Genomic DNA, 13,217 nt, shown 5'->3' on the forward strand with positions numbered 1-13,217 from the left:
TTGTAGACACTTATGAAATTAAAGGAACTCTTACATTATACTTATATTTTTCCTGTTTTAGCAGTAGGATATTATTTTTCCGGACTGATGGGAACAGGTGTTGTGTTTGATGTAATTGCCGGACTTTTACTCACGGGAAGCGTTTTATCAGCAGTTCATCATGCGGAAGTCGTAGCCCATAAAGTTGGCGAACCTTTTGGTACAATTATCCTGGCATTATGTATCACCATCATTGAAGTTGCTTTGATCATCTCACTGATGGTTGCCGGCGGAGATCAGGCGATCACGCTGGCCAGAGACACGGTTTTTGCAGCAGTAATGCTTATTCTCAACGGGATTCTCGGGATTTGTATTTTGGTAGGTGGAGTGAAATATTATGAACAATTTTTTGCGCGTACTTCGGCCACCACTTATCTCATCTGTATCGTTTCCATTTTGGTTTTAACCTTAGTTCTCCCGAATTTCACGTCAAGTATCAACGGACCATTTTACAATAAAGCACAATTGACATTTGTTTCTATTGCCTGTCTCGTTATTTACGGAGTATTTTTAATGGTTCAGACGGTGAGGCACAGAAACTATTTCATTGTACCGGAAGATCATTCCCACGAACATTATATTCCTTCATTTCCTAAAACCGCAATAAGCTTTGTAATCCTTGTCATCTGCCTTGCGATTGTGGTCATGATGGCTAAAGGTCTTTCTGCGACGATTGAAGGTATGGTAAGAAGCTTAGGAGCTCCAAAATCCCTGGTTGGGGTGATTATTGCGGCGGTAGTTCTTCTTCCGGAAGGTCTAGCAGCGATCAGGGCGGCACGCAGCAATCAGATCCAATCCAGTTTGAATCTTGCATTGGGTTCGGCGTTAGCCAGTATCGGATTAACGATTCCTGCGGTTTCTGCGGTGTGTATTATGTATGATATCCCTTTGGTTTTAGGCCTTGACAAAAAAGATATTATTCTCCTTTCTTTATCGGTGTTTATCGTCATGCTTTCCCTGAGCCGGGGGAAAACCAATATCCTTTACGGTACAGTTTTATTAGTCAATCTTGCTGCTTATATTTTTACCGTAATTGTCCCTTAAATAATGAATTTTAAAAAATCTAAAATCCATAATTAAAATTTAAAAATCATTAAAGCCTCCTCGCCAAATCCATTTTATAAGCCATCAGTCTTGCAATATTCTCAGATTTATAAATAGCCATATCTGCATTTTCACCTACAAAATTTTCTTCGATTGATGTTTTCCAAAGTTCCAGCCAGCGGTCAAAATGTTTCTGTTCCATCGCCTGAATTTCATTGATTGGAAAATGAACGGCCATCGGATTTCCTTTATAGCTCATCTGCCCAAAAAGAATGGATTCCCAAAACGAATACATTTTCGGAAGATGTTTGTCCCAATCAACTTTCGCAATATCATTAAAGAAGAACCCAATTACCTCATCCTTAACAACTTTGCTGTAAAATGAATTCACAAGATGCTCAATATCCTGTCTTGATTCCAACTTTTTCATACTTCAAAGTTAGTGCAAAATCAATTGAGAAATTCAATCATCAAGTTGATAAATTTCATGAAAACAATATTTTATCTTTGCATGTTGGATTTAAGCAAATGAGTAAATGCAAGAATGAACTAAATGCAGCAAAAACGATAGAGATTAATTACTTATTTGCTAATCAACAATTAGAATTAAAATAAAAAATGGCAAGAGGATTCAGACAGAAAATTCGGCAGAAAAATACTGAAAACAGTGGTTTCGGGGACAATGCTTCGGGAAGGTTTATTAATAAAGACGGCCTTCCGAACGTGCATAAAAAAGGGGTTGGGATTCTCAACCGCTTTAGCTGGTATCACACCATGCTGGATTTGTCTACATTCCAGTTTCTTTCATATCTGGTGATAGCTTATATTATTGTGAATATCTTGTTTGCTTTAATTTATTTTTTAATCGGGGTTGAACATTTAACGGGCATCGACAAAAGCAACCCGATGAATGAGTTTATTGATGTCTTTTTCTTCAGTTCACAGACTTTTACAACAGTTGGATACGGAAGAATTGCGCCGGTAGGTTTTACGGCAAGCCTTGTGGCCACTTTTGAAGCCTTTCTGGGATTGCTTACCTTTGCCATTGCAACGGGACTTTTTTACGGAAGATTTTCCAGGCCGAGAGCCTATTTGAAGTTTTCTGATATTGCGGTGATTGCTCCCTTTAAGGAAGGTTCAGCTTTAATGTTCAGGCTGGCTCCTTACAAAAACAATTCTCTTACAGATGCAGATGTGATCGTTTCAACAGCGATTGAAGTAATTGAAAACAGTGTTCCGAAAAGTAATTTTTATACTTTAAAAACTCAGCTAAGTAAAATTAATACATTGGCGCTCAATTGGACGGTTGTTCATAAAATAGATGAAGAGTCACCGTTTTTTGGTTTCTCGGAAGAGGATTTTAAAAATACGGATATTGAAATCATTGTGCATGTACGTGCTTTTGATGAGGTGTTTTCGAATACGGTAGTTCAGAGGTCTTCGTATGTCTCCAAAGAGATTATTTACGGAGCTAAATTTATCCCGATGTATTATCCCGACAAAGAAAATCTGTCTACAATTTTGGATTTGGACAGAATTAATCATTATCAACAAGCAGATCTTCCTGTTTTGGAGGAGCAATAATAAATGGATTTAGAAGGTTACAAAAAACAGGCTTTACAAAAACAAAAGGAGCACAAGAAATTTTTGGACGGACTAAAAAAGAAGCCGCCCAGAAACCTTGATTATATTGTTCAGGAAGGGCATGACGAGGTTTTCAGTAAAGTAGATTGCCTTCAATGTGCCAATTGCTGCAAAACAACCGGCCCTTTGTACACTGAAAAAGATATTGAGCGAATTGCTAAGCACCTTCGTATGAAACCGGCAGATTTTGAAGCCAAATTCCTGCGAGTGGATGAAGATAATGATAAAGTGCTTCAAAATCTTCCCTGCTTTTTCCTGAATGATGATAACACCTGTTCCATCTACGAAGTACGCCCGAAAGCCTGCAGAGAGTACCCTCACACAGATCGGAAGAAGATTTACCAGATCAATGATCTGATGATGAAAAATTCGCTCATTTGCCCTGCAGCATTCGAATTTGTGGAAAAAATTATGAAAAATTTAGCAAAATAAAGTATAATCCAAAAACATCTTAAAAAACGATAAAGTATCGTTAAATACGCTTCTTCGATATACTATTAAATTAAAATGCTTCGTTTTACAAATATTAAACAACCATTTAAAATATTAGTATTATGAAAAAGTTAGTTTTAACAGCAGCGTTTACATTAGTCGGCGTAATCGCATTATCGGCACAGACAGGAACTCCACAGAACCCGTCACAAACCCCTAATAACCAAACGACTACTCAAACACAACAGAATACACAGGCAACTTTAGGCACAGCCCAAGATCAGAGTACAACGGCAGCAACAGCTACTGTGGATGCAACGGCAGCAGCACCAGCAACCGAAGCAAGTGTGAGCGCGGATACAAGCCTGGAAGCAACAAAGCCAGTGGAAGCAACTAAAGAAGAAAAAAAGTCTAAAAAGAAAAGATCTAAGTAAAGTTTTTTAAGCAAAGTAGAAATGAGATCCTGAGACATTATGTTTCAGGATTTTTATTTTATAATGCTTATAATTTAAATTATCTTAAAAAATTATAAAACCCGTTAAAACAATAAGTTACATGATGTTTTAGTATGAAAATTGTACTTACCATAATACCATTTTAAAAATTATTAATATTATGAAAAAGTTAATTTTGGCAACAGCATTACTAGTAGGAACGGTAGCTGTTTCGGCACAGACAACACCACAGAAAAGAGACACCACGAAAACCGATACCACGAATCGGGACATGAGGAATGACAACAGTACTTTGAATAACGGCAATAGTACGAATAATACTAACAGTATGAATAACACTAACAACAACAACAGTTGGGATAAAGCAAAAAGCGATACAACCAACCTGAATAACAAAGATGCTGTACAAAGTGACAGAAAAACAAAAAAGAAAAATAAATAAGTCGTAATAAGTAGAAAGAAAGTCCTGGAATATATTATTTCAGGATTTTTTTTGATCAATATCATCCAGTCTGAACTTCACAAGCTGTTTAATTAAATCCAACGGAAGCTCCTCATTCACAGGAAATTGTACTGCTCCTTTCGAAAACTTATACTTTCTTTGGATAAAATCTTTTTCAAAATTTTTAATACCTTCCGGACCGGGATAAAACCCGATGTGTTTTTTATAACCTGCAAAATAAACCAAAGGCTTATTTTTATACCTAAAAGCCGGCATTTGATATCCAATATACTCTTCAATCTCAGGATTTTGAGCGTGAATTATTTTTCTCAATTCTTCTAATTTTTCCTGAATTTCCGGGAACAGGAGCATGTATTCATCAATATTTTTAAAGCTGTTTTTCATATATTAAATTTAATAAATTATTGTAACATAAAGATGCTTCGACTACGCTCAGCATAATGACTCTACTAACTGTTTTATAGAAGTTTATTTTACTGACCATAATTTAAGCATCTCATTTAATTTAGAGATTAAAAAGAAACCAAATAAAAAAAAGCGTTGAATATATCAACGCTTTCTCCTTTCACTTTTTACTTTTTTCCCATTTATAATCCCGGGAACAGGTTATATCAAAAAAGGTCGGGAATTCTCCCAACCTTTGTTTTTTATACTACTCCTTGCGCTAGCATTGCTTCAGCAACTTTTACGAAACCGGCAATATTTGCACCTTTTACATAGTTTACATAGCCGTCTTCCTCTTTTCCGTAGTCTCTACACGCCTTATGAATTCCGATCATGATCTCTTTCAATCTTGCGTCTACCTCTTCAGAAGTCCAGTTTAGACGGATTGAGTTTTGAGTCATTTCCAATCCTGATGTGGCAACACCACCCGCATTAGAAGCTTTCCCCGGAGAGAATAATACTTTATTGTCTAAGAAATAATTGATGGCATCAAGCGTTGAAGGCATATTTGCAGCTTCAGTCACGCAAAGGCAACCATTTCCAACCAATATTTTAGCATCTTCAAGATCCAGCTCATTTTGAGTTGCAGAAGGGATGGCAACATCACACTTCACTTCCCAAGGACGTTTTCCTGCAAAGAATTGAGCAGAAGGATATTTTTTAGCATAATCTTCAGCTCTGTTGTTTCCAGAAGATCTTAATTCTAATAAATAATCTATTTTTTCTCCCTCGATTCCGTCTTTGTCATAAACATATCCATCTGGTCCTGAAATAGTTACTACTTTTCCACCCAGCTCAGATACTTTTTTGATAACTCCCCAAGCTACGTTTCCGAAACCTGAAACCGTTACTGTTTTATCCTTGAATGTTTCTCCGATTGTTTTAAGCATTTGCTCTGCGAAATAAACAACACCGTATCCTGTAGCTTCAGGACGGATCAATGAACCACCGTAAGCAAGGCCTTTTCCTGTAAGAACCCCTGTGAATTCATTTCTTATTTTCTTGTATTGACCAAATAAATATCCTATTTCTCTTGCACCAACACCAATATCTCCGGCAGGAACGTCTGTTTCAGGACCTACGTGCTTGCACAATTCCGTCATGAAAGCCTGGCAAAAACGCATTACTTCCATATCAGATTTTCCTTGCGGATCGAAGTCTGAACCTCCTTTACCACCTCCCATCGGAAGCGTCGTAAGAGAATTTTTGAATACCTGCTCGAAAGCTAAGAATTTAAGAACCGAAAGGTTTACAGTAGGATGGAAACGGATTCCTCCTTTGTATGGTCCGATCGCAGAGTTCATCTGGATTCTGAAACCTCTGTTTACCTGGATTTCTCCTTTATCATCAACCCATGGAACTCTGAAAATGATGATTCTTTCAGCCTCAGCCATTCTTTCAAGAAGCTTCATTCCCGTGTATTCCTTTTTCGTCATGATAAACGGAATTACTGTAACAGCAACTTCTTTTACGGCTTGTAAAAATTCTGGCTCATTAGGGTTTTTCGCCTCAATTTTTGCTATAAACTCTTGGATTTTCTGGTCAATATTATATTGTTCCATATATTAGGGTTGAATATTATTGCCAACAAATTTAATTTTTTTTTCAAAATTCACAACACCTTAAACAATGATTGTTTAAAATTTAATAATATAATGAGTTAATATTATTAAATTAATAATTTAAGCCTTTATTTTGTTAATAATTAAATGTTAGCTGTAAAACAATGCAATATTAAGAAATCGTTAATTCTTAAATTGCTATAAATTGCCTCCCGGAAAATGATTTTAGTTTCCCCAAAAGCTCTAATTCCAAAATTACAGGTAAAATTTTGTGTGAAGAAAGGTCAGATTTCTCTACAAGACTGTCCAAAGAAATTTGTGGATTATTAAAAATTAATCTGAATATTAATTCTTGATTTTCAGTCATTTGAATAGTAACCTCATCAGCCGGAAATAATTCTTCAATTTTCTGCTTTGGTTTATTAAATCCAAGATAATCTATCAAATTTTTGATCGTAGAAATTGCCGTTGCTTTATGCTGAAAAATAAGGTGATTGCAACCTTGGCTTTGTTTATCGGTAATTTTTCCCGGAAGGGCAAAAACTTCGCGGTTATAGCCGTTGGCAAATGTTGTAGTGCTTATCGATCCACCCCCAAATGCGGTTTCCACCACAATGATTGAAGGAGAAATTCCTGCCACAATTCTATTCCTTTGAATAAAATTCTCACGATCCGGCTTCCTTGAAGAATTAAATTCCGTCAATAAAGCTCCGCCTTCTTCCAAAATTTTCTCTGATAAATTTCTGTTTTTTGCAGGGTACAAAAGATGAAGCCCGTGAGCCAAAACGGCAACCGTAGGTATCTGAAAATGAATTGATTGTTCGTGAACTTCCTTATCTACTCCCAAAGCCAGCCCACTCACCGAAATATAATCGAAGGATTGTGTCTCCTCGAAAAAATCATGAATAAATTGCTTGCCGTAAGAAGTCATATTCCGGGTTCCGACAATACTTAGTTTCTGCATAGAATCATCAAAATTTCCTTTCTGGTAAAGGATTGCCGGAGCATCATCACACTCATTCAAGAATTGCGGTAACTCATGGAAATGCCTTAAGTTGATTTTAATATTATTCTTTTCGCAAAATATAAGTTCTTTTTCTGCAAATTTCAGATGTTCGGGGTTTCCCATATCGGAAACCATTTTCTTTCCGATGCCATCCAGCTTTTTATATTCTTTGGGCGCGTTTTCCCAAACGCTTTTTGCACTCCCGAATATCCGGACAAGTTTATGAAAGTTGATATCGCCGATTAGGTTGCATTCGCGCAGAGCGATGGAGTAAAGATGTTCTTCGGAATACATTTGTGCTGTTTTGGCAAATGTAAGAATATTAGATTTTCAACACAAAGTTCGGCGGATTATTTTTCTTAATTCATTCTGAACTGAATGTTTTAATTGTTTAATTTATTCTTATTTTCCTCTCAGCTCATCCAGGCGTTCCCAGATATCGTCCTTTTTCTTGTATGGAAGTTCTAAAAAATGGTCTGGATGATTTTCTTTGTATTCCTGCCATAGTTTATCATCTTTTTCACTGTAATAATTAGGAAATTCCCAGATGAATTTTTTCTTTTTTTCACCGAATTTCTTAAATGCAAATGCCAGAATAATTCCTACAACCGCACCCGCAAGATGCGCCTGCCAGGAGATTTTGCTTGGCTCCTGAAGGTTGTAAAGCAGTTCTTCAGGCAGCATTCCCCAAATCAAACTTCCATAATACAAAACAACAAGTAAAGAGATAGTAAGAAGCTTCGTATTCCATTTAAAAATTCCACTAAAGAAAAGGAAAAAAGCAAGGACATATACCACTCCGCTAGCCCCAATTGTACAGGTATAAAGATAATCACCGGTCATGATGTCAATAGGTGGAAGAAGCCAGACTAAAAAGCCCGTCGCAAGCCATCCGATGATAAATACTTTATTGGCCACCAAAGGATAAAACTGGTACAGTAAAAACATCAAGACGGCGATTGGGATAGAATTTCCAACGATATGATCTATATTTCCATGCAAAAGTGGAGAGGTAATGATCCCAAGTAAGCCTTCTGGCAACAATGGAATAATCGCTCCAAAGCAACTTTCAAAAAAGCCGTTTAGCTGGAGGAAATAACCAACCCACATTGCTGCGAGCATCAGCAAAGGGTATATAAGCGCTTTTTTGGAAATTACATTATTTTTTAGCATGAAGGATTTACGTCAAATGAAAAGCCAAGGATAAATTTCGGAAAATTTGGCGATGAATTGTTGAGTTTCAAGATTATTTCAGACAAAAGGTAATGATTTTCATCAGCTTTATTTGGAAACATCAATATTTGTCATTCAATTTTGAAGTGATCGTCTGTGAATGCTGGCTTTCAAAAATTATATTTAATACTTTTGTAAGAACTTTGTAAATGAAAATTTTGGATAATGAAGAAGTTTTTATCAATCCTTACCCTTTCTTTGGGGATTTTTGTAAGTGCTCAGGAAGAAATTAAAAAAGATTCCGCAGTTGCAGACACGGTAAAACACTGGTCGGTTTTAGGAAAGAATTCATTAATGATTAATCAGGCTGCTTTCTCAAACTGGGTGGGCGGTGGTGCCAATAACGTCGGCTGGCTCGCAGGTGTAGACTATAATATTACCTACGAAAAAGACAAGGATCTTTGGGAAAATATCATCACTTTAAATTACGGACAAAACAATACACAAGGCATCGGAGTAAGAAAAACCCAGGATGTCATTAATGTTTCCACAAACTACGGAAGAAAAGTGTCAAAAAGCTGGTATATGTCGGTTGGGGCCGGTTTCCAGTCGCAGTTTTCAACAGGGTATGAAGATGGAAACAATCCTGAAGCGAAGAAGATATCAAATTTTATGGCTCCGGGTTATGTAAATGTGGGGATGGGTATCACGTACAGACCGAATGATAATGTGAATGTCACCTTACGCCCTACCAATGCCAGATGGACTTTTGTTTTGGATAAAGACCTTCAGACAGCAGGAACTTATGGTTTAAAAGCTGGCGGAGACTCTTCATTATTGCAGTTCGGTTTTCTGGGAACGGCTTTTTATAAGGTTAAATTAATGGAAAATATTAATCTTACCAACACAGCATCCGTTTTCTCCAATTATCTGGACCATCCTGAAAGGCTGGTTCTTGCTTACGGAATGATTTTAAATTTAAAGGTTAATAAGTTTATTTCATCCAATATAACGCTGGATTTACTGTATGACCACAACCAGATTCAAAAAACACAGCTTAAACAGACGCTGGGCGTTGGTTTTGCCTATACTTTGAATAATGGAGTGAAGCGTTCTGACAGGAAGGATAGCCAGTGGTGGTATAAAAAGTAAGATAGAGTATCTTCTGTTTAGATACAATTAAGTCAAAATCAATCCCAATCCGCGGCAATAAACTTCATTTGATTACCATTGTCATCAGATAAGGTCAGGAAATGTCCCTGAACGGAATATTTCGTCATTTTTTTGAACCTTTCAGAAAAATCGTCTTCCAGTTTCATATTCTGGCAAGCTTTCATTGTTGATCCGATTCCGGAAATTTTTACTTTTCCTTCGTTTTTTGATTCAGATATAAATTCTGAAGTGAAAAACATTGAATTACAACCCATAAAAGCCCCACCCCTGATTTTTCCGTTCTCAATATTTTCTGTTAAATTAATTTTAGCTTTATTTTCAACCAGTTGGGGTTTAGAATAATTTTTAAAAGCAATCATCATCCATTCCCTCTGAATCTGATGATTCCTGGCTTCGGGCTTAGAATTTTGCGTTGTTGATGAAGCACAATTCAGCATTATTGTTGCGAATAAAATCACGAAAACTGACAGTAATATTCTTTTCATAGCACATTCAAATCCATTTTCATACCATTCCCGGGCAGAATAGCATAAAAATTAGTAAATTAGCGACACAAAAATTATTTTATAAAATGAAAAGACTATTTCTACTTTTCACATTCCTGTTGGGGTTTGCTCAGATGAGAGCGGATGAAGGCATGTGGCTGTTAATGCTTGTCAAAAGACTTAATGGTGTAGATATGCAAAAAGAAGGATTGCATCTTACACCTGAAGAAATTTATTCAGTAAACAACTCAAGCTTAAAGGATGCTATCGTAAGTTTCGGTGGCTTTTGTACAGGTGAGATTGTTTCTAACCAAGGACTTATTTTTACAAACCACCACTGTGGTTATGGGGCGGTAGCTGCAGCTTCTACTCCTGAAAAAGACTATTTGAAGAATGGTTTCTGGGCAATGAAGCAAAAAGATGAATTCAATGCGAAAGATCTTTATGTAAGATTTTTGGTGAGAATGGATGATGCTACGCAAAGAATCAATTCAAAATTAAATAACAAAATGACCGCTGCAGAGAGAAAAGCTGTGATCGATGCTGAAACAAAAGCGATCCAGACTGAAAACTCTGAAAACGGAAAATACACAGTAGTTGTAAGAGATTTCTTCAACGGAAACGAATTCTATTATTTTGTTTATCAAGACTATAAAGATATCAGATTAGTAGGTGCTCCACCTTCATCATTAGGAAAATTCGGTGGTGATACTGATAACTGGGAATGGCCAAGACACACTGCAGACTTCACGGTTTTCAGAGTGTACGCTGATGCTGCAGGAAACCCTGCTGAATATGCTCCAGGGAACGTTCCATTGAAGCCTAAGCATTTCTTACCGGTTTCTCTTAAAGGAATTAAGCCTGGTGATTTCTCAATGATTTTAGGGTATCCTGGAAGAACAAACCGTTACCTGACTTCTTACGGAATCCAGCAGATGGTAAACAAAGATTATCCGGCTTGGGTAGAATCTTCAAAATTAGCAATGGATGTAATGAAGAAGTACATGGACAAGGACAAAGCTACTCAGCTTAACTATGCTTCTCAGTACGCTTCTGTAGCCAACTACTGGAAAAACAGACAGGGAACTATTGATGCTGTAATCAAAAACGGAACGATTACCGATAAGCAGAAATTAGAAGAAACTTTCAGAGCGTGGGCCGTACAACCTGCCAATGTTGCTGAATATGAAACTGTTTTGGATGATATCTCCATCTATTACAAACAAACTTCAGACAGAAATGTTGAGAGAAACTATGCTTCTCAGCTTTTAAGAAATGCTAAATATTTCTCACTTGCATTACAGGTTGGAAGCGTACTTAAATCTTACGCTGATCAGGATATGCAGGGAAGATTGGCCATGAAGCCAAAAGTAGAAGCGGCTCTTAAATCTGCTTATGAAAACATCAATACAAAGCTTGAAGGTGAAATGATGAATTCTCTGGTTAATCTTTATAAAACAAGAGTAAAACCAGATGTTGCTTCCCCTACCATTATGGGATTGGATGCCAATAACCTTTCTAATGTTGCCTATTCTTCAATCTTTGCTAATAAAGTTTCTGCGACCAACTTTATGTTGAACCCAGACAAATTAAAATTGGATGCAGATCCGCTTTGGAAAATTGCCAACGCAATCATGGCTGATCAAAAAGCATCTGCTGAAAGATTTGTAAAAATTGATGATAATTTTGCTAAAAACAACAGATTATTCCTAGCAGGATTAATGAAGTCAATGCCTGATAAAAAATTCTATCCGGATGCAAACTCTACCATGAGATTAACATATGGAACGGTAGACAAATTGCCGATCAGAACAGACAGAAACTACTTCGGTGTTACTGACAACTATTATACGGATATGACCGGACTCGTTGGAAAATACAAAAAAGGTGACGAAGAATTCGACCTTCCGCAAAGAGTGATTGACCTTTACAATCTGAAAGATTTCGGTCAGTATGCAGATGCAAAAGGATATATGCCTGTAAACTTCCTTTCCAATAATGATATTACAGGAGGAAACTCTGGTTCGCCGGTAATTGACGGAGACGGAAACCTTATTGGTATCGCATTCGACGGAAACAGCGAAGCATTGAGTGGTGATATCGTTTTTGAGCCGGAATGGCAGAAAACTATCAACGTAGACGTTCGTTTCGTTCTTTGGACTATTGACAAATATGCTGGTGCAAGAAGATTGATCGACGAATTGCAATTGGTAAGAGATGAAAATACTCCTGCTGATACAAAAACAAAAATGCCTAAGTCAACAACGGCAAAAGGAAAGAAAAAATAATCTTATTTGATATATTTTTAAAACCCGCGAAAGAAAACTTTCGCGGGTTTTTATTTGTAATTATCAATATAACAAAACGAATATAACCTTCAACAAAAAAGAATATATTTGCTGAATTGTAAAAAGAATCTAAACTATAACTTATGAAGCGGTTATCTACTTATATATTGATATTATTTTGTTTAAAAGCCTATTCACAAAATAACTCAATTATTCCATCACAAATAAAAAACAAAGATCTTAAAGCCCAGATTGCTGAACAGGAAAAAATTTCCCAGGAAATTTTAGAAATATTGGATTCAGAAAATAAGGTTCAGAAATATTTATCAGAAAAGGCTCATAAGGAAGCTCAACAATTCAGGAAAGAACAAAATCTGAAAGATGATCATCCGGTTCAAATTGCCGGCCCAAGGCTTACTCATCAAGATTCCGTAGCGTTAAAATTGGATAATCAAGACGCTTTATTGTATAAAAAATACGAAGATTACTCAAAGATTTATCAATATATAGAAAAGCTCAGTAAAGATGATAAGGCGCTGAGAGAACGTTTTTATGATGAAAATTTAAAGATTGTTGATGATAAATACAAAGAGTTTTACCAGAATAAAAAAAGAAATAAATCAAAATTTGAGAAGCTGGCGTTGTATACCACTAACTTTAATCTTCCCGTCCTAATTAAATGCGAAACTGATGTTGATCCGAAAAAATGCTTTTCCACAATATTTCGAAATGAAATTGAAAGACAATACCAGATTGAGGAATATATTTTTTACGACACAAATATTATTAAAACCAAGATTCTATTCAGAATTACAAAAGAAGGAATTTATGAACCTTTGGAAATTGCAGAATCTTCCGGTTCATTCTTTGTGGATATGAATGCCTTGCAAATTGCAAAAAAATTATTTACTGATAAAAAAATTGCAAAGCAACAAGATGAAGATTTTTACAGTAAAATACCCTTATCTTTTAGTTTTGAGGGAGGACGATAAAAGCAAGACTGTCATAA

General features: G+C 36.3%; 14 protein-coding genes. 8 read left to right on the forward strand and 6 right to left on the reverse strand.

What is annotated here, in order from left to right:
• Positions 1–12 precede the first annotated feature (12 nt).
• Positions 13–1,083 carry a calcium:proton antiporter gene (locus ATE47_RS16490; protein WP_062162985.1) on the forward strand — a complete coding sequence of 357 codons (1,071 nt, stop codon included), beginning with the start codon at positions 13–15 and terminating at the stop codon, positions 1,081–1,083.
• Positions 1,084–1,132: 49 nt separating this feature from the next.
• Here the strand turns inward: ATE47_RS16490 and ATE47_RS16495 are convergent, their stop codons facing one another.
• The gene (locus tag ATE47_RS16495) at positions 1,133–1,513 is read right to left on the reverse strand and encodes a group III truncated hemoglobin (protein ID WP_062162986.1); all 381 of its coding nucleotides are present in this window, start codon (positions 1,511–1,513) and stop codon (positions 1,133–1,135) included.
• Positions 1,514–1,701: 188 nt separating this feature from the next.
• On the opposite strand from ATE47_RS16495, the gene ATE47_RS16505 reads away from it, so the two are divergent.
• The 4 genes from ATE47_RS16505 to ATE47_RS16520 all read left to right on the forward strand — a co-directional run bounded on the left by ATE47_RS16505 (position 1,702) and on the right by ATE47_RS16520 (position 4,056).
• Positions 1,702–2,667: an ion channel gene (locus tag ATE47_RS16505; RefSeq protein WP_062162988.1), complete on the forward strand. Its 966-nt coding sequence runs from the start codon at positions 1,702–1,704 to the stop codon at positions 2,665–2,667.
• Between the two features lie 3 nt (positions 2,668–2,670).
• Positions 2,671–3,159 carry a YkgJ family cysteine cluster protein gene (locus ATE47_RS16510; RefSeq protein ID WP_062162989.1) on the forward strand — a complete coding sequence of 163 codons (489 nt, stop codon included), beginning with the start codon at positions 2,671–2,673 and terminating at the stop codon, positions 3,157–3,159.
• A gap of 122 nt (positions 3,160–3,281) precedes the next feature.
• A complete protein-coding gene (locus tag ATE47_RS16515; protein ID WP_062162990.1) occupies positions 3,282–3,593 on the forward strand; it encodes a hypothetical protein in 312 nt (103 codons plus the stop codon).
• A gap of 181 nt (positions 3,594–3,774) precedes the next feature.
• Positions 3,775–4,056 (forward strand): hypothetical protein, encoded by a 282-nt coding sequence (locus ATE47_RS16520; RefSeq protein ID WP_062162991.1) that lies wholly within the window; start codon positions 3,775–3,777, stop codon positions 4,054–4,056.
• Between the two features lie 39 nt (positions 4,057–4,095).
• Here the strand turns inward: ATE47_RS16520 and ATE47_RS16525 are convergent, their stop codons facing one another.
• The 4 genes from ATE47_RS16525 to ATE47_RS16540 form a co-directional block, all read right to left on the reverse strand.
• Positions 4,096–4,461: an iron chaperone gene (locus ATE47_RS16525; protein ID WP_062162992.1), complete on the reverse strand. Its 366-nt coding sequence runs from the start codon at positions 4,459–4,461 to the stop codon at positions 4,096–4,098.
• Between the two features lie 263 nt (positions 4,462–4,724).
• Positions 4,725–6,083 (reverse strand): NADP-specific glutamate dehydrogenase, encoded by a 1,359-nt coding sequence (gene gdhA / locus ATE47_RS16530; protein ID WP_062162993.1) that lies wholly within the window; start codon positions 6,081–6,083, stop codon positions 4,725–4,727.
• A 190-nt stretch (positions 6,084–6,273) separates the two neighbouring features.
• On the reverse strand, positions 6,274–7,383 hold the full coding sequence (dprA, locus tag ATE47_RS16535; protein ID WP_062162994.1) for a DNA-processing protein DprA: 1,110 nt from the start codon (positions 7,381–7,383) through the stop codon (positions 6,274–6,276).
• A gap of 108 nt (positions 7,384–7,491) precedes the next feature.
• The gene (locus ATE47_RS16540) at positions 7,492–8,262 is read right to left on the reverse strand and encodes a rhomboid family intramembrane serine protease (RefSeq protein WP_062162995.1); all 771 of its coding nucleotides are present in this window, start codon (positions 8,260–8,262) and stop codon (positions 7,492–7,494) included.
• A 225-nt stretch (positions 8,263–8,487) separates the two neighbouring features.
• Here ATE47_RS16540 and ATE47_RS16545 point away from each other — a divergent pair, with 225 nt between their 5' ends.
• Positions 8,488–9,414, forward strand: a complete 927-nt coding sequence (locus ATE47_RS16545) for a DUF3078 domain-containing protein (RefSeq protein WP_062162996.1) — start codon at positions 8,488–8,490, stop codon at positions 9,412–9,414.
• A gap of 38 nt (positions 9,415–9,452) precedes the next feature.
• Here ATE47_RS16545 and ATE47_RS16550 read toward each other — a convergent pair whose 3' ends face one another.
• A complete protein-coding gene (locus ATE47_RS16550; RefSeq protein ID WP_082632630.1) occupies positions 9,453–9,920 on the reverse strand; it encodes an META domain-containing protein in 468 nt (155 codons plus the stop codon).
• An 86-nt stretch (positions 9,921–10,006) separates the two neighbouring features.
• Here ATE47_RS16550 and ATE47_RS16555 point away from each other — a divergent pair, with 86 nt between their 5' ends.
• Positions 10,007–12,208, forward strand: a complete 2,202-nt coding sequence (locus ATE47_RS16555; RefSeq protein WP_062162997.1) for a S46 family peptidase — start codon at positions 10,007–10,009, stop codon at positions 12,206–12,208.
• A 143-nt stretch (positions 12,209–12,351) separates the two neighbouring features.
• Positions 12,352–13,200, forward strand: coding sequence for a hypothetical protein (locus ATE47_RS16560; RefSeq protein ID WP_062162998.1), 849 nt, complete (start codon positions 12,352–12,354; stop codon positions 13,198–13,200).
• The last annotated feature ends 17 nt before the right edge of the window (positions 13,201–13,217 follow it).

This window comes from Chryseobacterium sp. IHB B 17019 (assembly GCF_001456155.1).
Classification (GTDB): Bacteria; Bacteroidota; Bacteroidia; order Flavobacteriales; family Weeksellaceae; genus Chryseobacterium.